We start from the raw sequence: 20818 nt of genomic DNA, 5'->3' as shown, positions 1-20818 counted from the left end.
GGAAACCCGCATGTCCATGATAGAAGTTGCCGTCTGCGGCGCGCATATGCAAGGCCTGCCACTCAACCCGCAACTGCTGGCATTGCAAGCCATTTTTGTGCGCGCCACCCATACCTCGGCCGACTACAAACTCTACCACCTGGCCGGCTTTCACCCACCGCGCCCCGGCCCCGCTCGGCTTTGGCACCCTTACGCTGCAAGATGGCCAACAAGTGGCCGGTTTTTTGTGTGAAGCCTACGCCAGCGCAACCGCCACGGATATCTCGTGCTTTGGCGGTTGGCGGGCTTATCTGCATGCACAAAGCCAGGGGCAGCAATGAATAGCGTCCGCCTCCAGGCCGCATGAAAAACCAATTCATTTTTCATCTGGTCGTAACCACCGATCAATGCAGATCAAGCCATTGATTTAACCGGGAGATTGGCACACTCAATGTTCTTTTGCCATTGACTGATGGCATTCGTCGGGCGCTGCCCGAGCAGTCCGTGCCTGTGGCTCTATCCAGGTAATGTGCGCGCCGCTGGTGTGCGCAATCTGATCCAGTTGTGCGATCTCGTGTGCGGAGCGTTGCCGGCGGTTAAGCTTGAAGCCCAATCCGGCCTTCAAGATGCGGATTAACTGTGTGGTGGGCTGATGATCAAAGCGCATGGCATGGGCCTTTCACAAGCGCGTGCATAAACATAAGCAGTATCCGTCGTATCGCCAGTTGGCCGCATACGGAGACACCAGCGTCAGCAATCCCGCCTAAGCGGGATTGTTGCGGTCAGCATTGCATAAATGCCTGACTCATTTTTCATGGCAATTGCAGGCAGACTGCGTTTTCTGCTGGGCCGAGTTGCAGGCTTCCATCGCTTTTTTTGCACTTTCTTTGGCTTCTGAAACATTATTTTTATGATAGCTCTCTGATGCATTCAGATGATGTTTGGCGGCCGCTTCATGATCAGTCGCTGCTTGTTGATGTAATCCACTGGCTTGATTGGAAATTGACATGGCGTAAATCCTTTATGGGGTCGATCTGTGTCTGGCCATTGGAAATTCAACAGCCAGTCTTTGCAGTCTACCGGGCACGCTAGGGGCTGTTTGTTCGCTAGCTAACACGGTCTGGCTTATTCAGTCGTGCCCCCGTCAAAGGGCAGCTTCGAGACATCTGCATACACGCGCAGAGGACAGACGGTGCCCTCTTGATGACTGGGTGGCGAGTAGCGGCTGTGTAGTTTCAAGTCCAGTTTGCCCGTATTGATCAGGTGATGATGGCCCCCGGCTGGCACCATGATCGCGTATCCTTGTTCAACTTCTGCGGTGAAGCCATGGATGATGATGTGCCCCCTTTTACACGCGTAAAAACTGGTCTTGCATCTATCCTTCAAAGCCGGTTTCCTCGCCCGGTTTGAGTGAGACGAGAAGCAACTGGCCATACTGTCCTGTGTATACCACCCGCCTGCAGTCTGTATTCATCCTGAAATCCGTATTCATCAAAGTGACTTGATAAAAATTCTGGATATATCCATGCATCACGGCTTCCTAAGCGCGGCGTCATGCCACAGAGGGTGCGGAAGCGGTCGCCGAACTGGCCCACTTCAGGAGGCAGATCACGAACAGGTGGCCTTTACCAGTTGAAAGACCAGGGCATGCGGTTCAATGGTGCTTGATCTCCTGTACCGACTGGGCAAACGCATTGATTTGCTGATTGGCCTCTTGCTTGTTGATGCCGTAAATTTGCTGCAGCTTTTCCAGGAGAATCTCGCGCTTGCCCGCAATGTCATAAATATTGTCCTGGGTCAGGCGCCCCCATTTGCCGAGAATCACCGTTTCCAGCGCCTTCTAGTCCGCTTGTATCTCGCTCCATTCCATACTCGCTCTAGACTTTATCCAGCATGAATAGGCGATACACCTCGATTTGAGACTTCAGAATGGGGCGCTGAGCGATGGAGCTCGCAATAAACAAGGTTGACATACTGCGCGAGGAGATAATGTCCCGGCAGTAATCAACCACCATTGACACAACACTCAAGGCGCGCTCGATGCGCACACTTAAGCCAAGCATGTGTTATTCAATATACTGATTTTTGTCGGTACTTTGGCAGACGCTATTACGCCACTCTTTTGACAAGTGGCGTCGATTGCCAGGATAGTGATCTTCAAGCTCACTGATCTCCACAATACGATCCACGAGAAAGATTCTAAATGCCTGATGTAACTCGCACCACGCGGCAATGGACCAACGCGAATCGACGAACCCTAAAATAAGCGGCCAGATCACATACGCCAAAGTGTCACCCGTTTTGTTGATATAGGCCACTTTGAGTTTTTTTTGCTCGCGCATGGCATAACGCACTACACCTGAATCAAAATCTACGACAAATGGTCTTTCGCCGACATAAAGCATGTCATCCTCCATGAATAGTTTCATGTCTGCAGGAATGACTGCTCCAATCTTTGCCAGTGCATTTTGAGCCCCAAGCGCGAGCGCTTGATCTGTTTGTTGACTCACCCATTGCGCGCCTGCGACCAAAGCTTGCAATTCGTCTTCATTGAATGTCATCGGTGGCAGCAAAAATCCAGGCTTTAACATGTACCCTACGCCTGCTGCGCCATCAATTTTGGCACCCATGGCCTGCAACGTTGCAATATCACGGCGAATCGTTCGCAACGAGACATTGGTTTCTTGCGCCAGCATTGCGCCGGAAACACTGCCGCGATGTCGACGCAACACTTGCATCAGTTCGTTGAGGCGATGGCTACGAGACATTGTTACTCCATGGCGATAACACCTTTGCCCCCTATTTTGAGTCCACCCTCAATTTCACTCATCAGATTTGCACCATCGATGAGCGATACGATTCTGCCAATCGGTAATTGGAGCTTTCCGAGTGCCGCCGCTTGTGCGACCTTGCCCAAAGTATACTCGCTCGGACTGCCTATCAGCACCTGATAGTTTTTAGAGAAAATCGCCCGCAGGAATTTCATTGGTTTCGGGTCAAGGTCAAGAAATACACCATTTTTCTTGAGCAGCTTCATCCCTGTGCTTGCGGAAATGGTTGTTGAGGTATCGTAGACAATATCGAATTTTTGCGTCAGGGCATGCAAATCCACTTTTCGATAGTCGTAGACATGGGCTAATCCCATTTTTTGCATTTTTGCCATGTCTTCACGGCGGCAGCTGCCAGAGACGATGGCCCCTAGCATCTGCGCGATCTGAATCGTTGCTATCCCAACAGCCCCGGCACAACCGTTCACAAATACATGTTGACCAGCCCTCAGGCGGGATTTTTCCACCAACCCTCTCCACGCCATAATGCCAGGCGTCGCCAAACAGGCTGCATCCTCAAACGAGACTGTATCCGGTTTGTGTGTCACAAAGGACTCATTGGTGACTAGCATCTCGCCGAACGCGCCGGCCTGTTTCAGCCGTGCCATGCCAAACACATGGTCGCCTGGAGCAAAGCGTGTCACCCCTCTACCAGTTGAAATCACCGTCCCCGAGAAGTCCAAACCCATTGCCCGAGGGAAGGTGTTTCCGGTCAGGATCTTCATGCTGCCATTGCGTAACTTCCAGTCGATGGGGTTGATTGCAGCATATTTCACCTTCACAAGTAGCTGGCCCTTGCCGGGAGCTTCCACTTCAAACTCCTCCAGGCGCATCATACTTGCCCCGCCATATTGATGGTACTGAATGCGCTTCATGCGAACACGCTTTGTTTCTGGATAGTTGCACACTTGTTCATATTCATTTCGATGGAGTATTGAAATGCTTACTATAAACAGTGCGCATGCCAGATTTTGTCACCATCTTCAACATATTTAGCCAATAAATAAAGCCCATTGTTTAGGCAATGGGCTTTATGCCTGTAAATGTAATGTCACATTTTCAGGCTGAGGTTTCACTTAATTTGCCTGCAAGTATTGGGATATGGTCTTTTTTAAATCCTCTGGATTATCCACGCTGAGGAAATGCCCAGAACCCGTGATAGTCTCAAGCGTTGCGTTTGGTACTTTCTTCCAAGTCAAATATCTTTCGGCTTGTCTTGACCAGTCATTTTCTCCGTATATCAGCATTACAGGGCTTTTGATCTTATGATATTGATCAGTGGCCTGCGCCCAACTGCGCCAGTTTTTTAATATGTTCCTGCCAAGAAAACTGTAGCCCGGCCGATGTCCTGTTTTATCAAACATTTTCATTAACCAGGTTGGGATTTTTTTGATTCTTGTGACGCCGCCATTCATCACCAGGCTCAAGAAAAATCGAGTCTCAAGCGCAGCAAAAATCGCCCCATTGATGGGAATTGAGTAATTCCACATCATAAAGTTGGCAATAACGTTGCCACGCCGGATGCCATCTGCGTAACGCGTTTCATAATCGTATGTATTGACCGCAATCACCTGCTTAATCTTATCTGGGATTTGTGCAGCGACCGTGAGAGACAGTGTCGCGCCAATAGACTCACCAATTAAGGTGAGATTGGTCAAATTCAGCTGATCAATTAAATCAAGCACAGAGGCTCTCAAATAGGGCTCGTCGTAGTTGATTTTCTTATTGATGGACGATTGACCGTGGCCAGGCAAATCGATGGCATAGACGGTAAATTTGCTCGCATAAAATGGAATCATCTCGCTAAACAACTCAATTTGCGTTCTGATCGTATGCATTAAAAGCAGCGGTTCTCCACTCCCTGTTTTAATGACTCGAACCGTTTCTCCATCTTTAAGCGTGACAAAAAATTCCTCTCCGTTAAATTTAAGATCTGTTGGTGCATCACTCATTTCATTCTCCCTTATCAAATTAATTAGTACTTATCATTTCGAGTGAAGTGATATTTAAGTGATCACCCCCCAGGTTTGATCCATCATGCTCAACCGTTAAAACGTTTAAAAATGACAGATGCATTAACCCCGCCAAATCCAAACCCATTCGAAAGGGCATATTCAAGATGTCGATGAATGGGAGCTTGTGTCGTAATCGCCAGCCCAGTTGCCCGCGCATCTGGCGCATCCAAATTGATTGTGGGTGGGCAACACTGCGCTTCAATTGCTTTAATGGTAAAAATGGCTTCTAGACCGCCCGCTGCGCCCAGCAAATGTCCAGTGGAAGACTTTGTGGCACTGATCACAGGTTGGGCATGACGCTGACCAAACACAGTTCTGATGGCTGCCAGTTCACTTGCATCTCCCATGGGGGTAGACGTGGCATGCGCATTGATATGGTCAACGGCCTCGGGAGATATGTGTGCTTGATTAAGGGCAATCATCATGGCCCTGGCAGCACCGGAACCCTCCTCGGGGCTGGAGGTGATATGGTAGGCGTCAGAAGTGGTTCCATATCCCACTAATTCAGCAAGCGGTTTTGCACCTCTCGCCATGGCGTGTTCATAGGACTCAATCACCAAAATACCAGCCCCCTCTGCCATCACAAACCCATCACGATGTGTGTCAAACGGTCTTGAGGCTAACTCAGGGCTTGCCGCGTATCTTGTACTCAGTGCTTTTGCGGCTGCAAACCCGCCGAGGCTGACTTTATCAATACAAGCTTCTGTCCCCCCACAGATTGCGATATCGGCTTCATTGGCATGAATCATCCTGGCTGCATCGCCAATCGCTTGTACGCCTGCTGCACAGGCGGTAACCGGAGCACCGAGTGGTCCTTGGAATTGGTGTTTAAGTGCTATCTGCGCAGCCGCCAAATTGACCAAAAATGATGGAATCGTAAATGGCGAGAGCTTACCCACACCCACTGCTTCGCCTGTGCGGACTGCATGTGCAATGGCTGGGAAACCACCCACCCCTGAAGCGACAATGGTGGCAGTGCGTTGTTTTTGAATCTCAGTCATCGGTAGCCACTGGGCTTGCTGAATGGCCTCGTTAGCGGCAATCAGAGCAAATTGAATAAATCTGTCAGAGCGTCTTAACTCTTTTGCATCGAGATATTCAGACAAATTGAGCCCCATGCTCGGATCAAGTTCTGATGGCTTAACCCAACCGGCGATGTTGACTGGACTGCCTTCTGCCAACGCATCAGGGAGCGCAGAGATCCCAGACTTTCCCTCCAACAAATGTTTCCATGCCAAGTCAACGCCTGTTCCAAGCGGACTGACTGCGCCCATCCCAGTAATCACAATACGTTTCATCATAAATTTCCCTAAAGGCCTATTGAGTTAAATTGGCAAGTTGTTTTGGGTGGGTATTGATCGGGATACATAACATGGCCGTGATGAGCGCCAATGCAATATGTATGCTGTACGTTGGGATAAAGTCACCCGGCTTGAGCAGTGCTTTACCAAGGAATAACACGGTGATGGACACACCTATCACCGTGCCAATTTGGCGGGCAGCGTGATTGATGGCAGAACCAACGGCATAGTCTTTTTGCGGCAAACCAAACATGGCGGCAGCGGATAAAGAGGGCATGACCAAGCCGACAGAGATGCCGCTTAATAGTAAACCCGGTAGCCATGTAGCCAGATAATTAGGGGTGGTATCGGGGACCATTAAAAACCACAGTCCACTGAGGGCGTAGGTCATGGTCCCTGTGATAAGCAAAGGACGATGTCCCACTTTGGAGGCTATTTTCCCTGCAACCAATGCGGTAGGAACAACCATCAGTGGCCCTGGCATGACAGACGCACCGGCTAAGGACTGGCTTAAATGCCATATATTCTTCATCCAAAAAAAGAATGAAAAAAACATGATGGAAAACGCAATCCCGAAGGTGATGCCTGCCAGGTTTGCAAATAAAAAGGTTTTGTTTTTAAACAGGCTGAGGTCAAACAATGGTTCTGGGTAAAACTTCGCCCAAGGAATATAACTTGCCAGCAACACCCAACCTAATATCAGAATGGCTGTTAACTCATAGGGATTCCAACTAGGCGACTTCATCTCAACAATCGCAAACGCAATTGCTCCCACACCGACGACCAACTGCAACATGCCGACGAGATCAAGCCGCATATGCGCTCTTGGCTGAACCGACTCATGCAATACAGCTAAGCTTTGCCATATGCAAAATAATCCAATCGGGATGTTGATAAAAAATGCCCACTGCCAGCCGCCTACATCAATAATCCAGGAACCAATCCCCGGACCTAATGCCGCGGCCAAAGCACCAACAGCGCCCCAAGCACCCATGATGACTGACCGCCTCTCGCGAGGAAACGCCTCCAATACCAGCGCCAATGCAGAGGGGGTCAGCAGACAAGCACCGATAGATTGAAAAACTCTGGCGACAATAAGCCATGAGACACTAGGGGCGGCACCGCATGCAAATGAGGCACTGATAAATAACAAGGTGCCTAATGTGAATATTTTTTTACGCCCAAATTTATCTGCAATACCACCCGCCGGGATCAGCATGGCAGCATAGACAATAGAGTAGCCGCTCATCGCCCAGGATAGATCAGCGGCAGTAGAGTCCGGAAAGCTACTGAGAATATTATTGAACCCAGCATACAGAATCGTCGTATCCAGGGAGGACATAAAAATCGCAATACTGGCGATTGCGAATACCCGCCAAGCTGCCGGGATTGCTTTATTTGCAGACACTAACTGCTGTATGTTTGAGTTCATGACATTCTCTGATTTGACTTAGGCGTATTAGTAATACTGGCCACAACGCCTTGATTCGTTGCGGCCAGTGTTCGCTTAGTGACTCAGAAAGAACTCAGCTGTGTTTACAAACGAATCATGGTACTGAAAAATCGAACCGTGATTGGAGTCTGGATATAACAGCAATTGCGCATTTTTAAGCTGCTTATATAGGGTAATCGAACCCTCGGTTGGTAACATGGTGTCATTGCTCCCCGTCACCACCAAAACCGGTTGTTGAATGGCTTTTAACGTTTTGAATTCAGGATCAGGTGTGCTCGTCCATACAATTAAGGCCTTGCCATGTGCATCTGCAATCTCCTTACCACTTTCAGGGTCACGCCCTTCTTTTCTGGCATACACGCGAGACAAAAATGCAGCGGCGGCTTGCTTCCCTGCTTCACTTTGCGAGAAGAACAAATAGTCGCGTGGATCTGGTGCATTGGCTCTAGAAAAAGCCTCACCCAACACTTTCATCAGATGATTGCCACCGCCTTGATGGGTAGTCCCGGCGAGAATCACTTTTCGAACCAGTTCTGGATGTTGCGCAGCAAGTTCTTGAGCAACAAACCCACCCATCGAAAACCCCAACACATCCACTTGCTTATAGCCCAGAGCTTGAATAAACGCATAAGCATCTGTGGTCATTTGTGCGATGTTGTCGGCAACCACTCCATTCGTAGCACCAACGCCTCTGTTATTGAATACAACCACTGGACGATTCTTGGCCAAGGCATTCACTACTGCCGGATCCCAGGCATCCATATTGCCAGTGAAGTGCTGAAGGAGCACTAATGGAGTACCTGATTGAGGGCCTAAAATGCGGTAAGAGAATTTAATGCCATTCGATTCGACAAATTTTGTGGCCGCTGTCTCCAGTTTATCCGCAGCCAAGGCCGTGCCTGACTCTATGATGGATAAGGTAGTGGCGATGAGTAACAATGATCTTAAAATTTTATTCACGAATATCTCCTGTTCAGTCAAATGGATGATTGGGTTCTTAGGTGGTGATTAGCTCAGGTAACGATTCGCTGGTTTAGCTAATGACAAATGCGGCCCCAATGCTTTTCTTGCCGCATCAAATGCTTGCCAATCCTCAATATTTGGCAAAGATGGAATAGTGATCACCTCGCCCAAATCAAATCCTCTTAGCGCGGCATCTACCAAATCATCAGTTTTCATCACCATTTCAGGCGGCAAGTGACTTGCTGGCATATTCACTTTGTCCAGGAACGGCGTATCGGTCGCACCTGGCAACACCACCTGAATGCGCACCCCTTTGTCACCAAGTTCATGCTGCATGGATTGGCTAAACATCACCACATAAGACTTAGTTGCGTTGTAAACGCCATTGAACATTTCAGGAATATAGGCAAGCACTGAGGCAACATTGATGATGGCACCTTTGCCTTCAGCAAAAAATCGTTTGGCAGCTGCGCCGGAGAGTCGTGTGAGCGCGGTGATGTTCAATTGAATCATGGTCTCCATCGCATCCATATCAGACTCAACCAACGTCGTAGACGCACCACCACCTGCGTTATTCACCAGCAGGGTAATACTGCTATCTTCCCGTAAGCGTGTTTCGACTTTTAATAAATCAGCCTTGAGGGTCAGGTCGGCCGGCATGATTTCTACCTGACTTCCAGATGCACTCTTAATACCATCTGCTACTTTTTGCAGCTTTGCTTGATCACGTGCCACCAAAATCAAGTCATAACCTCGCTTTGCTAGTCGGTCTGCATACACAGCCCCAATCCCAGTTGATGCACCTGTGATCAATGCTGTCCCAAGTTTATTCACTGCATTCATTTTTCTACCTCTTTACGGTTTAACAGTTACGTATATATATATAAAATACCAATCGGTACATAAATACTATGCAACAAAATTTGCTCTGTCAACATTTTTTTGTAACAATTGGTATAAATTACTTAAGTGAAGAAAATTGAGATGACTGAAGAGTTAAAAAAGACACGAGGTCGCCCCAAAATGTTTGATAACGAGGTGATCCTGGACAAGGCTTTGAAAGTGTTTTGGGAAAGGGGCTATGAAGGCGCCTCAATGGCCGAGTTAACCTCCACGCTCGGTGTGAATAAGCCAAGTTTGTATGCTGCGTTTGGCAATAAGGAAGAATTGTTTAGGCAAGCGCTTTCTAAGTATGTCTCCGGTCCAGCTTCATTTGTGAGGATGGTGATGAAAGAGCCAACAGCGCGCAAAGTCGCAGAAAAGTTTTTATTAAGTAGCGCAGAGTTTCTAACGAGTGAAGCACATCCCAAGGGATGCATGATCGTGCAAGGTGCCCTTTCATGCGGTGAAGGCGCAGAAATCATCAAAGAGCAGCTTATTCAGTATAGAAAACATTATGAAGGCTTGTTGACTGAGCGATTTGAGTTGGCACAACTGGAAGGTGATTTATCGCCTGACGTAAATGCCGTTGATTTATCTAAATATTTAGCTACTCTACATCAAGGAATGTCAGTGCAAGCGGTCAATGGCGCCACTCAAGAAGAACTCAAAAGGATGGTTAATGTAGCGATGTTGAGTTGGCCGAGCAAATAAGGGGTATCTATCACTGTGGCAGGCGAAAAGCACAGCCCAATCTTATAAGGGCTTTCATCGGTCATTGCTTTAGAACACTTAGTTGATTGTTCAGATTTGATACTTACCACAACATAAGTTGAAAGTTTGATCGTTTAGACTACAATCGGTAAAACGCTAGTGCTCTGTCTCTACATTAATAATCTAATAAGGAGACGCATGAACAACAAAACCAAGAAGGAGCAAAGGATTCCAGCCATGTATATCGAATATTCAATTCATAATATAGAGACCCATGTGACTCTATAATTACTATTAGAACTCGGAATCTTGTTATGTGCAATTTCATAAAAAAATTGTCGGGAGCAAATGTATTCCCAACACTCTGTTATCTATTAGCAGCGTACTTTTTGTACGCTTTTTGTATGTTCGTTGGAGTGCCTCCTAGCAAACCTCTTGATAGTTCGAGCGGAAGTTACTTGGCACTTGCACTATTTCTATTTATGCTCCCCGAAGCCAAAAAGCTGAAATTCGGGCAGCTATTTGAGTACGAGGCTCGGGTCAAAGAAATCAAAGAAGAAGTAAAACAGTTCAAAGATGAAACCCGCTCCACGCTCGCTGCATACACAAGCCTTGTCTCCGCTATTAGCAATACTGTCAGCCAAACCATCAATGTCAATCTTCCAAGCCGCAGTGAGACAACTCAGGCGAAGGAGGACCTCGACACAACTTTAAAAACAAAAACAGGCAAGTCGGAGATTGAGGAACAAATCGAACAATTTCTAGCCTCTGAAGGAAACGATCTCAATTACGCACTTGCTAAGCTCCGTATGCAACTTGAGAAAGAGCTACGCCGTATCCTAGACAAGGAGCCCTCTGCCCCCCTCACGCCAGAGCGAAACACCAAGTTTCTTTCGACGCGTTCATTGTTCCTTCAGTTTGTTGGGCAATTTCCCAACTATCAAGGAATCGAGGGTTCCTTTGATTACGTGCTCAAAATTTGCAATGCAGCAATACATGGCCAATACATCCCCGAAGGCTACGCCCATGAGGCACTATCTATGGGGTTCCGAATGCTAGCAGAGCTCAAGAGCATCAATGAAACCTAGTTCTAACCCATCATTCAAGCGTGACGCCTAACGGCGCCCCTTAATTCAAACGTTAATCTAAATCTCAAATTTAGAAAAAAGTGCCGTTTATTGAATCCTGTAGGTTAAGAAGTTCGTTAACTATCTGATTTTATTGAAATGACACTCTCTTCTTGAATTGCAAAAATCTCAAGTTGAATTACAAACGACAAAAACCCATAAAATTTTTATGTATTAGCCCTTGAAATCAAAAAATCCCGCCCCAAATTAGCAATCAAGGTGCGCGAGTGCTAAAATGCGTACCGCTTTGATTGTTTTAGTTTTAACGTTATCCCTATAACACTTTAGGAAAACTCCAAGGAGAATCTCATGAACATTCGTCCGTTGCACGACCGTGTAATTGTTAAACGCGCTGCTGAAGAGCGCACTACTGCTTCTGGCATTGTGATCCCTGACAGTGCAACAGAGAAACCAGACCAAGGTGTGGTTCAGGCAGTTGGCAATGGCAAAAAAGATGACAACGGCAAGGCTATCGCTTTGGACGTGAAAGTCGGCGACAAAGTATTGTTCGGCAAATACTCCGGCCAAACAGTGAAAGTCAACGGCGAAGAGCTGTTGGTGATGCGCGAAGAAGACATTATGGCGATTGTTGAGTAATCACTCGCAACTCAATCCCACACATTTGTAATTTAGGAGAATTTAAATGGCAGCTAAAGACGTAAGATTTGGTGATGACGTTCGCCAAAAAATGGTAAATGGCGTTAACGTATTGGCTAACGCTGTTCGTGTAACTTTGGGCCCTAAAGGCCGTAACGTGGTATTGGAGCGTTCTTTTGGCGCGCCAACCATCACTAAAGATGGTGTGTCTGTGGCTAAAGAAATCGAACTGAAAGACAAGTTCGAAAACATGGGCGCACAGATGGTGAAAGAGGTTGCTTCTAAAACCAATGATATCGCTGGTGACGGTACAACGACTGCGACTGTGTTGGCACAAGCCATTATCCGTGAAGGCATGAAGTCTGTCGCTGCGGGCATGAACCCAATGGACCTGAAGCGCGGTATCGACAAAGCAGTTGAAGCTGCTGTAGCTGACCTGAAAGCACAATCCAAACCCTGTACTACCAGCAAAGAAATCGCCCAAGTTGGCGCGATCTCTGCTAACTCTGACGCCTCTGTTGGCCAGATCATTGCGGATGCAATGGACAAAGTGGGTAAAGAAGGCGTGATCACTGTTGAAGACGGTTCAGGCCTGAGCAACGAGTTGGATGTGGTTGAAGGTATGCAGTTTGACCGTGGTTACCTGTCTCCATACTTCATCAACAACCCAGAGCGCCAAATCGCGTTGCTGGACAACCCATTCGTGTTGTTGCACGACAAAAAAATCTCCAACATCCGTGACTTGCTGCCAACCTTGGAGCAAGTAGCGAAAGCTGGCCGTCCATTGCTGATCATCGCTGAAGATGTCGATGGCGAAGCACTGGCAACCCTGGTAGTGAACAACATCCGCGGTATCCTGAAAACGACTGCAGTTAAAGCCCCAGGCTTTGGTGACCGTCGTAAAGCCATGTTGGAAGACATCGCGATTCTGACTGGTGGTACTGTGATCTCTGAAGAAGTGGGCCTGAAACTGGAAGCCGTACAACTGCACGATCTGGGTCAAGCAAAACGTATCGAAGTGGGCAAAGAAAATACCATCATCATTGACGGTGCTGGCAACGAAGAAGCGATCAAGGCCCGTATCACTCAAATCAAAACACAAATCGAAGAAGCTTCTAGCGACTACGACCGTGAAAAACTGCAAGAACGCGTGGCCAAACTGGCTGGCGGTGTTGCCGTGATCAAGGTTGGCGCGACGACTGAAATCGAAATGAAAGAGAAAAAAGCCCGCGTGGAAGATGCATTGCACGCGACCCGTGCTGCGGTTGAAGAAGGCATTGTGGCAGGCGGTGGCGTGGCATTGATTCGTGCCCGCGAAGCGATTGCCAAAGTGAAAGGTGACAACCTGGATCAAGAAGCCGGTATCAAGATCGTTCTGCGTGCGGTTGAAGAGCCACTGCGTCAGATCACACAGAACGCTGGCGTTGAACCATCAGTCGTGGTGAACAACGTGGCTGCCGGTAAAGGCAACTACGGTTACAACGCAGCCAACGAAACCTATGGCGACATGGTTGAGATGGGCGTACTGGATCCAACTAAAGTGACCCGCTCTGCCTTGCAACACGCGGCTTCTGTGGCTGGCCTGATGCTGACCACTGACTGCATGGTGGCTGAACTGCCTAAAGAAGATGCACCAGCAATGGGTGGTGATATGGGCGGTATGGGTGGCATGGGCGGCATGATGTAGCCTTTGCTTGGATGACATCATTGCCGACCATACAAAACAGTGGCGCGGCATGATGTCATTTCAATCTTCCCTGCATCGGTGATGCGTCGTTAGTTTTGACATTTAGTCCTTGCCGTACTTCATGTACTGTCTGCGTCGTAAATGTTTCAACGCCTAGCCTCACCTTGGCATTGAAGTTGAAATGCCCTAACAAGCATTCACACAAACAAAACCCGCTTCTGCGGGTTTTGTTTTATCTGTCATTCTCCGCCATAATGGCGAATGGCGCGGCGCACATGCGCGGCATACTCATCTCACGAAAGAATTCATATGACTACTCTAAACACCCTCACTCAACGCCTGAGCTATATCGTCGGCGAAAATATGGCTCACCAATTGCAAAATGACGGCCTGGAGCTGGATGCTGCGGCCGTGGCGCTGGCAGTGAGCGATGTGATGGCCGGCAATGCTTCACGCATGACCGACGACGAAAAACGCAGCACAGTGGAACAAGTGCAACAAGAGAGCCAGGCCAGACAGATGGCTGCTCACGCGAAAAACAAGGCGGCGGGCGAAGCCTATCTGGCAGACAATGCGAAAAAAGAAGGCGTAACCACGACAGCGAGTGGCTTGCAGTATAAACAACTGGTCGCAGGCAATGGCGCGAAGCCTACCACCAGCGACCGTGTCAAAGTCCACTACCACGGCACACTGACCGACGGCACGGTGTTTGATAGCTCTTATCAGCGCGGCGAACCGATTGTGTTCCCGGTGACTGGCGTGATTGCAGGCTGGGTAGAAGGCTTGCAGTTGATGAACGTAGGTAGCAAGTTTGAGCTGACAATTCCATCGCACCTGGCGTATGGCGCAAACGGCAGCGGCCCGGTGATTGGCCCAGATGCGACGCTGGTATTTCAGGTTGAGTTGTTGGCTATCGAATAAGCCGGTCCTAGTAATACAAATTCAAGGCAATACAGATTCAGGGCACCCGTCGGGTGCCCTTTTTCACGGGGCCGCCGATTCCCGGCTTGCCTCCATGCCTGCGCTATTGTTAGACTTTGTGAATCTTTCACATTGTCGAGCGCCACAGATGCAAGATCCTCAATTAAACTTAACCGGTGAAATCGTGACTGTGCGCCCTGAACACAGCATAGATACCATTCAGCACCTGCCCAATTATGTGGGCATCTCTCAAATGACGGCGGGGGCCAGGGGCATTTCGATGAATATCGTGGTGATCCCGCCAGCGGCCAAAGCGCAACCGCATTACCATCAAGGCTTTGAAACGGCGATTTACCTGCTAAAGGGTGAAGTGCAAACGTTTTATGGTGAAAATTTGAGCAAGTCCTGCACCAATCAAGCGGGCGACTTTATTTTCATCCCGGCAGGGGTGCCGCATCAGCCTGTCAATTTGAGCCCTGATACCGAAGCGATTGCGCTCGTGGCACGTAACGATGCCAATGAGCAGGAAAGTGTGCGGGTCTATGCGGCTCAGGCCACTGTGCTTGCCTGATCAAGCCGCTGGTAAAAAACCTAGACTGACTCTTGTCGCTGACCGCGACCCAACAAGGCGCTGACCGCTTCTTGCGCCGTTTTCTGGTTAGTGAGTAGTTGATTGACTTCAAAAGTGATGGGCATTTCGACGTCTATGGTTTCGGCACGACGCATGACTTCACGCGCAGTGTTGACGCCTTCTGCCACGTGGCCCAATCCCGCCAGAATGCTTTCAAGTGATTTGCCCGAAGCCAGCTGCAAGCCGACTTCACGGTTACGCGAGTATTGGCCGGTACAGGTCAGGATCAAGTCGCCCGCTCCCGCCAAGCCCATAAAGGTCTCGGCCTTGGCACCCAGCGCCATGCCAAAGCGGGTGATTTCAGCTAAGCCCCGCGTGATCATGGCAGCGCGCGCATTGTTACCAAAGCCCATGCCGTCAGAGATACCGGCGGCAATCGCCATCACGTTTTTAACCGCCCCACCCACCGAAGCGCCGACCACGTCGACGCTATCGTAGACGCGCAAGCAGCCGCCATGAATCAGCTGTGCCGATTGCTGCGCCAGCTCGCGGTGATTGGCGGCGAGTGTAATTGCCGTTGGCAGGCCTCGCACCAGTTCGGCGGCAAAGCTGGGGCCGCTTAACACGCCCCACGGATACTCTGCGCCCAACTCCTCTTGCGCCACTTCAAAAGGCAGTTTTGCCGTTTGCGGCTCCAGGCCTTTGTTGGCCCAGATCAAGGGCTGTTGTATGCCCAGACTTTTGAGTTGCTGCAAAATCGGCCGGAAACCCGCCGTAGGCACCACGGATAAAATCAAATCGGCGCCATCAATCGCTGCAGCCAGATCATCCTCTACCGAGAGTTTTTCAGGGAAAGCAAAGTCGCCCAGATACAGCGGATTGGCACGCGCCTTGCGCATGCCAGAAACGTGCCCGCTATTACGCGCCCACAACACCACCTCGTGTTGCAAGGCAATATGCATGGCAAGTGCAGTACCCCAGGCACCTGCACCAAGAACGGCAACTTTACTCATTTGGATGGATCCTGATCAGTCACCGCGAGCTATCTGCGGTGACTGACAAAGTGAGACGAAATTAGTTAGGGGCGCCTGCCGCTTGCGCAGCTTGTTGCTGCTGTTGCAGGTACAAGGCTTCGAAGTTGATCGGGTTCAACAACACGGGCATAAAGCCAGCGCGGGTAACCATATCGGAGATGGCTTCGCGTGCATAAGGGAACAAGATGTTAGGGCAAGCCACCGCCAGGATAGGCTCCATGTTTTCTTGTGGCACGTTGCGGATGGCAAAAATACCGGATTGGTTCACTTCTACCAGGAATGCGGTTTTATCTTCGATTTTCGCGGTCACAGTCACTTTGATGGAGACGTTGAAAATACCATCTTCAACCTGTTGTGCCGTATTACCCAGTTCTACATTGATCTGTGGCGTCGTACGCTCGGTGAAAATCGCTGGTGCATTAGGCACTTCGATAGAAGCATCATGCACATACAATTTTTCGATGCTGAAAATCGGTGCTGCGTTTTGGTCCGCTTGGTTTTGTGGTTCCTGAGCCATGAATCGTCCTTAAAGTTATCAATACACAAAGGCGCTATTCTAACCGGACATCCCTGGCCTGACTATGGGTTTTTTATGACAGCGGACAGGTCACTTCAAGCGGCCAGCAACGGGTCCAGACCGCCCTGCACATCCAGGGCATGCAAGTCATCAAAGCCGCCAACATGGTGCTCGCCAATAAAAATCTGTGGCACCGTACGGCGGCCGGTTTTTTCCATCATTTCGGCCCGTAACTCTGGCTGCAAATCGACACGAATTTTTTCAATTTCGGTCACGCCCTTGTTTTTCAATAACCGTTCGGCATTGATGCAATAAGGGCAGACTGCCGAGGTATACATCACTACTTTTGCCATCATGATTCCTTTCAAGTGGATGACTTAGTGGCTGGCATCTTGGCCTCCACCCAGGCGGCCATGCCACCTTTGAGCACATTCAACGTGGTAAAGCCCTGTGCCTTGAGCAATTTGGCGGCGGCGTTGGCGCGGCTGCCGCGCTGGCAAACCAGCAACACCGGCTTTTCCTTGAATTTTTGAATTTCATTTATGCGGTCAGCCAGTTGCGCAAGCGGAATATGGCGCGCACCCTGCAAATGCCCCTGGGCAAATTCGTCCGCCTCGCGCACATCCAGTACCAAAGCAGATTTTCTATTCATCAGCATCACGGCTTCAGTGACTGAGAGCACAGTTGCCCCCGCCGCAGAACGGCTCAGCATGGGCAGGATCAGCGCCAGGCCAGAGCCGACCGCCAGTCCGATTAACAACACATTATGTTTTAAAAATTCCACAGCGTTACTCACTTTGTTGGGTTATGACGACCGGTGTGCGGTCTTCAGGATACTGGCCGCTTGGGTAGGCGTGACCAGCGGTTGCGATTATAATAGACGAATTCATCAATCCGACATTTCGTCACCACTTTTAAAGATTGTTAGCCATGTCTATCAAACCTGTCATATTGCTGATCCTCGATGGTTTTGGCCACAGCGAGACCCGCGAACACAATGCTGTTTTACAGGCAACCACGCCCAACCTCGACCGGCTCAAAGCCACTTACCCCCACAGCCTGATCAACGCCTCCGAACACTATGTCGGCCTGCCAGACGGCCAAATGGGCAATTCTGAAGTGGGCCACCTGAATATTGGGGCGGGACGCATTGTCTTTCAAGACTTTGAGCGCATTAATAACAGCATCAGCAGTGGTGAGTTTTTCAAGTTACCCGCCCTGGTCAATGCCATGCAGGCCCTCAAAGCCAGTGACAAAGCGCTGCATATCCTGGGCCTGCTGTCTGATGGCGGCGTGCATAGCTACCAGCCGCATATTCACGCCCTGCTCGAAATGGCCAAGCAACAGGGCCTGAGCAAGGTGTATGTGCATGCCTTTCTCGATGGCCGCGACACCCCGCCAAAAAGCGCGCAGCCTTACCTGCAAGCGCTCGAAGACCATCTCCAGCAGCTGGGCGTTGGCCGGGTGGCCTCTGTGGGCGGCCGCTTTTATGGCATGGACCGCGACAAGCGCTGGGAGCGGGTCTCGGTGGCATATGAGTTGCTGGTCAATGGCACGGCCGAATATGTGGCGGCAGATAGCCTGACCGCCTTGCAGCAAGCGTACGCCCGCGATGAAAGCGACGAGTTTGTGAAGTGCACGGCGATTCGCGCTGCTGACGAAGCCCCCGTGCGTATGGAAGACGGTGACTGCCTGGTGTTCATGAACTTCAGGAGTGACCGCGCCCGCCAGCTGACCGATGCCCTGCTCAACCAGCAGTTTGCAGGCTTTGAGCGCAGCCGGGTGCCACGCTTTAGCCACTATTTTACGCTGACCCAGTACGACAAAAACCAGACACTGGCAGAACCGATTTTCGCGCCCTACACCGTGCCCAATACCTTTGGCGAATACGTCTCCAAACTCGGGCTCAAGCAATTGCGCATTGCCGAAACTGAAAAATATCCGCACGTGACGTTCTTCTTCAACGGCGGTGAAGAAACCGTTTTTGCTGGTGAAGACCGCATTCTGGTGCCTTCACCCAAAGTTGCGACCTATGACTTGCAACCAGAAATGAGTGCGCCAGAAGTCACCGACAAACTGGTCGCCGCCATTGAATCACAGCAATATCAGGCCGTGATCTGCAACTATGCCAATGGCGATATGGTGGGCCATACCGGCAACTTGCAAGCGGCCATTAAAGCGGTAGAAACGCTGGACACCTGTGTCGGCCGGATTGTGGCGGCTGCCCAAAAAACCGGCGCTGAAGTGATTATTACCGCCGACCATGGCAATGCCGAGAGCATGTTTGACCACACCAGTGCGCAGGCACACACCCAGCACACCACCAATCTGGTGCCCTTTATTTACGTTGGGCGCCAGGCGGTGATTCGTAGCGGCGGCGCACTGTCAGACATTGCACCGACCTTGTTATCGCTGATGGGGGTCGCACAACCTGCAGAAATGACCGGCCAGTCGCTGATCCAATTGAATGCTGCGGCCTGAGTGGCCGCTCAGGTGCATGACTCCGATCATCGTTAAGCAGCTGGCAAAGCCAGCGATCAAGTGCTTTAGCCTGTTGGCAGGCCTCTGGCTCTGTGGCGCCGTGAGCCTGCAAGCGCAGGCCGCGCCTGCGGACAAAACAGAAACAACCAAAGGCGATCTCGAACAGGTCAAAGAGAAAATCCAGCAACTGGCCAATGCGCTCAAAGCTTCGCGCGTGGCCAAACAGGATGCACATGAAGCGCTCAAGGCTTCGGAAACGGCCATCAGCGCATCCCGCAAAAAATTGCGCGAGATTCAGGATGCGCAGCTGGAAAACCGCAGCAAATTACAAGACTTGCAAAAACAACTCAACGGCCTGCAACGTCAGGTCAACCAGCAAAAACAATCGCTCAACGAGCAGCTAAACCAGCAATATCGGCATGGCAACCATAGCCCGCTGCAAATGTTGTTGCAACAACAGGACCCCAACAACACGGCACGCAATCTCAAATACCTGGGCTATCTGACGGCGGCGCACCAGCAGCAGATTCAGTCGCTGCAAACCAACCAGGAAGCCATAGACCGCGTCCGCACGCAAACCACCGAACAATTGCACGAAACCGAACGTCTGGCCAGCCAATACAGCGACACCACGCAAAAACTGGAAAACGAAAAATCACTGCGTAGCGAGGCGTTAAAAGAGCTGTCCAAACAGATCGAAACGCAAGAACAGCAGATGGTCCGGCTGAAAAAAGACGAAGAAGCGCTGTCACAGTTGTTCCAGCGCTTGCTGGCCGAGGCCAAGAAACGTGAGCAGGAAGCGCTGGCGAAAGCCAAGCGCGAGAAAGAAGCGGCGGCTAAAAAAGCCGCTGAACTGGCGGCGCGTAAAAAGAAATCCGGCGGCCGCACGTTTGAGCATACGCCGCAAGCAACAGTCGATGACTCAGGCAGCGACACGCAAAGCAGCACCGTGATTGCCAAAAACGAAACGCTACCTGAATACAATGCCAACAAGGAAAACTTTGCCCAGTTACGGGGACGCTTGCGCCTGCCGGTACGCGGCGATGTGATCAACCGTTTTGGCACGGCCCGGGCAGAGACCGGGGTAAGCTGGAAAGGCATCTTCATCCGCGCCAGGGAGGGCAGCGAGGTGAAATCGGTCGCGGGCGGGCAAGTGGTGTTTGCCGACTGGATGCGTGGCTTTGGCAACCTGATTGTGATTGACCACGGCAACGGCTACATGAGCCTGTACGGTAACAACGAGGCCTTGTACAAATCGTCAGGGCAAAGTGTTAAAGCGGGCGATACGATTGCCGCGGTGGGCAATAGCGGTGGCAATGCTGAAAATGGGGTTTATTACGAACTGCGCCGCAACAGTGTGCCGTTTGATCCGCTGCAATGGAGTAGTGTGCGTTAGGCGTTGGCCCGCCTTGCGCACCCCGGTGTCCTGGTCGGCGCGCGGTCCTAGTACCGTTCTTCTGTTGGTGAATCCACGGCCTCGCGCACATGCTGCCTGGCTTCCAGATACAACTTGTCCAGCTCAGCTTGCGACATGGTAAGCGTGGTGTTAGAGACCTGCATGAGTTGCACGGGGCGTGTGCCCCCCGCTGCTGGCATGGCATCCGCTGGCGGCACCAGATCATTGGACGACACATCACTGGGTGGCAGGGGAAGCGCTGTAGACACTTGGCTGGGCGCATCTTCGCTACAAGCCACCACCAAGAAACTACAGGTCAGAGATAAAAACAGTTCAGAATAACGCACGGCAATAC

25 protein-coding genes and 1 pseudogene are annotated in these 20818 nt (G+C 50.3%); 9 read left to right on the top strand and 17 right to left on the bottom strand.

The genetic code is table 11. The features are described 5' to 3' along the window. The first annotated feature begins 10 nt into the window (after window positions 1-10). Window positions 11-320 (top strand): annotated as a pseudogene (locus tag ACFQ1T_RS06405) (allophanate hydrolase-related protein). A 107-nt stretch (window positions 321-427) separates the two neighbouring features. Here the strand turns inward: ACFQ1T_RS06405 and ACFQ1T_RS06400 are convergent. The 12 genes from ACFQ1T_RS06400 to ACFQ1T_RS06345 all read right to left on the bottom strand — a co-directional run bounded on the left by ACFQ1T_RS06400 (window position 428) and on the right by ACFQ1T_RS06345 (window position 9382). Beyond that, entirely contained in the window at window positions 428-646 is a 219-nt protein-coding gene (locus ACFQ1T_RS06400; RefSeq protein ID WP_194748551.1) for a hypothetical protein, read from the bottom strand. Window positions 647-784: 138 nt separating this feature from the next. Then, complete coding sequence (locus tag ACFQ1T_RS06395; protein WP_194748552.1) at window positions 785-988, bottom strand: hypothetical protein; 204 nt, start codon at window positions 986-988, stop codon at window positions 785-787. A 116-nt stretch (window positions 989-1104) separates the two neighbouring features. Continuing rightward, complete coding sequence (locus tag ACFQ1T_RS06390) at window positions 1105-1269, bottom strand: hypothetical protein (RefSeq protein ID WP_379074954.1); 165 nt, start codon at window positions 1267-1269, stop codon at window positions 1105-1107. A 364-nt stretch (window positions 1270-1633) separates the two neighbouring features. Next, a complete protein-coding gene (locus tag ACFQ1T_RS06385; RefSeq protein WP_379074951.1) occupies window positions 1634-1804 on the bottom strand; it encodes a hypothetical protein in 171 nt (56 codons plus the stop codon). A gap of 52 nt (window positions 1805-1856) precedes the next feature. Next, window positions 1857-2042 (bottom strand): hypothetical protein, encoded by a 186-nt coding sequence (locus ACFQ1T_RS06380; RefSeq protein WP_379074948.1) that lies wholly within the window; start codon window positions 2040-2042, stop codon window positions 1857-1859. A gap of 3 nt (window positions 2043-2045) precedes the next feature. Continuing rightward, window positions 2046-2747 carry a helix-turn-helix transcriptional regulator gene (locus ACFQ1T_RS06375; protein ID WP_379074945.1) on the bottom strand — a complete coding sequence of 234 codons (702 nt, stop codon included), beginning with the start codon at window positions 2745-2747 and terminating at the stop codon, window positions 2046-2048. Between the two features lie 2 nt (window positions 2748-2749). Beyond that, window positions 2750-3682, bottom strand: a complete 933-nt coding sequence (locus tag ACFQ1T_RS06370; RefSeq protein ID WP_379074942.1) for an NAD(P)-dependent alcohol dehydrogenase — start codon at window positions 3680-3682, stop codon at window positions 2750-2752. 201 nt (window positions 3683-3883) lie between these two features. Next, window positions 3884-4759: an alpha/beta fold hydrolase gene (locus ACFQ1T_RS06365; protein ID WP_379074939.1), complete on the bottom strand. Its 876-nt coding sequence runs from the start codon at window positions 4757-4759 to the stop codon at window positions 3884-3886. 89 nt (window positions 4760-4848) lie between these two features. Next, window positions 4849-6123, bottom strand: coding sequence for a beta-ketoacyl-ACP synthase II (gene fabF, locus ACFQ1T_RS06360; protein ID WP_379074936.1), 1275 nt, complete (start codon window positions 6121-6123; stop codon window positions 4849-4851). Window positions 6124-6139: 16 nt separating this feature from the next. Beyond that, entirely contained in the window at window positions 6140-7555 is a 1416-nt protein-coding gene (locus tag ACFQ1T_RS06355; protein WP_379074933.1) for a DHA2 family efflux MFS transporter permease subunit, read from the bottom strand. A 75-nt stretch (window positions 7556-7630) separates the two neighbouring features. Next, window positions 7631-8536 carry an alpha/beta fold hydrolase gene (locus ACFQ1T_RS06350; RefSeq protein WP_194748558.1) on the bottom strand — a complete coding sequence of 302 codons (906 nt, stop codon included), beginning with the start codon at window positions 8534-8536 and terminating at the stop codon, window positions 7631-7633. 48 nt (window positions 8537-8584) lie between these two features. Further along, on the bottom strand, window positions 8585-9382 hold the full coding sequence (locus ACFQ1T_RS06345) for an SDR family NAD(P)-dependent oxidoreductase (RefSeq protein WP_313986945.1): 798 nt from the start codon (window positions 9380-9382) through the stop codon (window positions 8585-8587). A gap of 141 nt (window positions 9383-9523) precedes the next feature. On the opposite strand from ACFQ1T_RS06345, the gene ACFQ1T_RS06340 reads away from it, so the two are divergent. The 6 genes from ACFQ1T_RS06340 to ACFQ1T_RS06315 all read left to right on the top strand — a co-directional run bounded on the left by ACFQ1T_RS06340 (window position 9524) and on the right by ACFQ1T_RS06315 (window position 15035). Continuing rightward, entirely contained in the window at window positions 9524-10132 is a 609-nt protein-coding gene (locus tag ACFQ1T_RS06340; RefSeq protein WP_379074929.1) for a TetR/AcrR family transcriptional regulator, read from the top strand. A gap of 458 nt (window positions 10133-10590) precedes the next feature. Then, entirely contained in the window at window positions 10591-11220 is a 630-nt protein-coding gene (locus ACFQ1T_RS06335; protein ID WP_275356175.1) for a hypothetical protein, read from the top strand. 348 nt (window positions 11221-11568) lie between these two features. Then, window positions 11569-11856 (top strand): co-chaperone GroES, encoded by a 288-nt coding sequence (locus ACFQ1T_RS06330; protein ID WP_194748562.1) that lies wholly within the window; start codon window positions 11569-11571, stop codon window positions 11854-11856. A gap of 46 nt (window positions 11857-11902) precedes the next feature. Beyond that, window positions 11903-13543: a chaperonin GroEL gene (groL, locus tag ACFQ1T_RS06325; protein ID WP_194748563.1), complete on the top strand. Its 1641-nt coding sequence runs from the start codon at window positions 11903-11905 to the stop codon at window positions 13541-13543. Between the two features lie 309 nt (window positions 13544-13852). After that, complete coding sequence (locus tag ACFQ1T_RS06320; RefSeq protein WP_275356176.1) at window positions 13853-14464, top strand: FKBP-type peptidyl-prolyl cis-trans isomerase; 612 nt, start codon at window positions 13853-13855, stop codon at window positions 14462-14464. Window positions 14465-14612: 148 nt separating this feature from the next. Continuing rightward, on the top strand, window positions 14613-15035 hold the full coding sequence (locus ACFQ1T_RS06315) for a cupin domain-containing protein (RefSeq protein ID WP_379074926.1): 423 nt from the start codon (window positions 14613-14615) through the stop codon (window positions 15033-15035). A gap of 20 nt (window positions 15036-15055) precedes the next feature. Here the strand turns inward: ACFQ1T_RS06315 and ACFQ1T_RS06310 are convergent, their stop codons facing one another. From ACFQ1T_RS06310 to ACFQ1T_RS06295, 4 genes are all read right to left on the bottom strand, one after another. Further along, the gene (locus ACFQ1T_RS06310) at window positions 15056-16048 is read right to left on the bottom strand and encodes an NAD(P)H-dependent glycerol-3-phosphate dehydrogenase (protein ID WP_379074924.1); all 993 of its coding nucleotides are present in this window, start codon (window positions 16046-16048) and stop codon (window positions 15056-15058) included. 61 nt (window positions 16049-16109) lie between these two features. Further along, window positions 16110-16586, bottom strand: a complete 477-nt coding sequence (gene secB, locus ACFQ1T_RS06305; protein WP_194748568.1) for a protein-export chaperone SecB — start codon at window positions 16584-16586, stop codon at window positions 16110-16112. A 95-nt stretch (window positions 16587-16681) separates the two neighbouring features. Continuing rightward, window positions 16682-16939, bottom strand: coding sequence for a glutaredoxin 3 (gene grxC, locus ACFQ1T_RS06300; RefSeq protein WP_194748569.1), 258 nt, complete (start codon window positions 16937-16939; stop codon window positions 16682-16684). 11 nt (window positions 16940-16950) lie between these two features. Then, a complete protein-coding gene (locus tag ACFQ1T_RS06295; protein WP_194748570.1) occupies window positions 16951-17370 on the bottom strand; it encodes a rhodanese-like domain-containing protein in 420 nt (139 codons plus the stop codon). A 146-nt stretch (window positions 17371-17516) separates the two neighbouring features. Here ACFQ1T_RS06295 and gpmI point away from each other — a divergent pair, with 146 nt between their 5' ends. Then, window positions 17517-19067 (top strand): 2,3-bisphosphoglycerate-independent phosphoglycerate mutase, encoded by a 1551-nt coding sequence (gene gpmI / locus ACFQ1T_RS06290; protein WP_379074920.1) that lies wholly within the window; start codon window positions 17517-17519, stop codon window positions 19065-19067. A 16-nt stretch (window positions 19068-19083) separates the two neighbouring features. Further along, the gene (locus tag ACFQ1T_RS06285; protein WP_379074918.1) at window positions 19084-20463 is read left to right on the top strand and encodes a murein hydrolase activator EnvC family protein; all 1380 of its coding nucleotides are present in this window, start codon (window positions 19084-19086) and stop codon (window positions 20461-20463) included. 47 nt (window positions 20464-20510) lie between these two features. Here the strand turns inward: ACFQ1T_RS06285 and ACFQ1T_RS06280 are convergent, their stop codons facing one another. Further along, a complete protein-coding gene (locus ACFQ1T_RS06280) occupies window positions 20511-20810 on the bottom strand; it encodes a hypothetical protein (RefSeq protein WP_379074916.1) in 300 nt (99 codons plus the stop codon). Between the last annotated feature and the right edge of the window lie 8 nt (window positions 20811-20818).

It is taken from the genome of Methylophilus glucosoxydans (assembly GCF_042676145.1).
Classification (GTDB): domain Bacteria; phylum Pseudomonadota; class Gammaproteobacteria; order Burkholderiales; family Methylophilaceae; genus Methylophilus; species Methylophilus glucosoxydans.
The sequence above is the reverse complement of the archived record's forward strand: the minus strand, read 5'-3'. Positions and strand labels throughout refer to the sequence as shown.

What these genes read in the sequence shown, in the direction of transcription:
- ACFQ1T_RS06400 (WP_194748551.1), bottom strand. Translation starts at nt 646, where the DNA reads ATGCGCTTTGATCATCAGCCCACCACACAGTTAATCCGCATCTTGAAG.
- ACFQ1T_RS06395 (WP_194748552.1), bottom strand. Translation starts at nt 988, where the DNA reads ATGTCAATTTCCAATCAAGCCAGTGGATTACATCAACAAGCAGCGACT.
- ACFQ1T_RS06390 (WP_379074954.1), bottom strand. Translation starts at nt 1,269, where the DNA reads ATGGTGCCAGCCGGGGGCCATCATCACCTGATCAATACGGGCAAACTG.
- ACFQ1T_RS06380 (WP_379074948.1), bottom strand. Translation starts at nt 2,042, where the DNA reads ATGCTTGGCTTAAGTGTGCGCATCGAGCGCGCCTTGAGTGTTGTGTCA.
- ACFQ1T_RS06375 (WP_379074945.1), bottom strand. Translation starts at nt 2,747, where the DNA reads ATGTCTCGTAGCCATCGCCTCAACGAACTGATGCAAGTGTTGCGTCGA.
- ACFQ1T_RS06370 (WP_379074942.1), bottom strand. Translation starts at nt 3,682, where the DNA reads ATGAAGCGCATTCAGTACCATCAATATGGCGGGGCAAGTATGATGCGC.
- ACFQ1T_RS06365 (WP_379074939.1), bottom strand. Translation starts at nt 4,759, where the DNA reads ATGAGTGATGCACCAACAGATCTTAAATTTAACGGAGAGGAATTTTTT.
- fabF (WP_379074936.1), bottom strand. Translation starts at nt 6,123, where the DNA reads ATGATGAAACGTATTGTGATTACTGGGATGGGCGCAGTCAGTCCGCTT.
- ACFQ1T_RS06355 (WP_379074933.1), bottom strand. Translation starts at nt 7,555, where the DNA reads ATGAACTCAAACATACAGCAGTTAGTGTCTGCAAATAAAGCAATCCCG.
- ACFQ1T_RS06345 (WP_313986945.1), bottom strand. Translation starts at nt 9,382, where the DNA reads ATGAATGCAGTGAATAAACTTGGGACAGCATTGATCACAGGTGCATCA.
- ACFQ1T_RS06340 (WP_379074929.1), top strand. Translation starts at nt 9,524, where the DNA reads ATGACTGAAGAGTTAAAAAAGACACGAGGTCGCCCCAAAATGTTTGAT.
- ACFQ1T_RS06330 (WP_194748562.1), top strand. Translation starts at nt 11,569, where the DNA reads ATGAACATTCGTCCGTTGCACGACCGTGTAATTGTTAAACGCGCTGCT.
- groL (WP_194748563.1), top strand. Translation starts at nt 11,903, where the DNA reads ATGGCAGCTAAAGACGTAAGATTTGGTGATGACGTTCGCCAAAAAATG.
- ACFQ1T_RS06320 (WP_275356176.1), top strand. Translation starts at nt 13,853, where the DNA reads ATGACTACTCTAAACACCCTCACTCAACGCCTGAGCTATATCGTCGGC.
- ACFQ1T_RS06315 (WP_379074926.1), top strand. Translation starts at nt 14,613, where the DNA reads ATGCAAGATCCTCAATTAAACTTAACCGGTGAAATCGTGACTGTGCGC.
- ACFQ1T_RS06310 (WP_379074924.1), bottom strand. Translation starts at nt 16,048, where the DNA reads ATGAGTAAAGTTGCCGTTCTTGGTGCAGGTGCCTGGGGTACTGCACTT.
- secB (WP_194748568.1), bottom strand. Translation starts at nt 16,586, where the DNA reads ATGGCTCAGGAACCACAAAACCAAGCGGACCAAAACGCAGCACCGATT.
- grxC (WP_194748569.1), bottom strand. Translation starts at nt 16,939, where the DNA reads ATGGCAAAAGTAGTGATGTATACCTCGGCAGTCTGCCCTTATTGCATC.
- gpmI (WP_379074920.1), top strand. Translation starts at nt 17,517, where the DNA reads ATGTCTATCAAACCTGTCATATTGCTGATCCTCGATGGTTTTGGCCAC.
- ACFQ1T_RS06285 (WP_379074918.1), top strand. Translation starts at nt 19,084, where the DNA reads ATGACTCCGATCATCGTTAAGCAGCTGGCAAAGCCAGCGATCAAGTGC.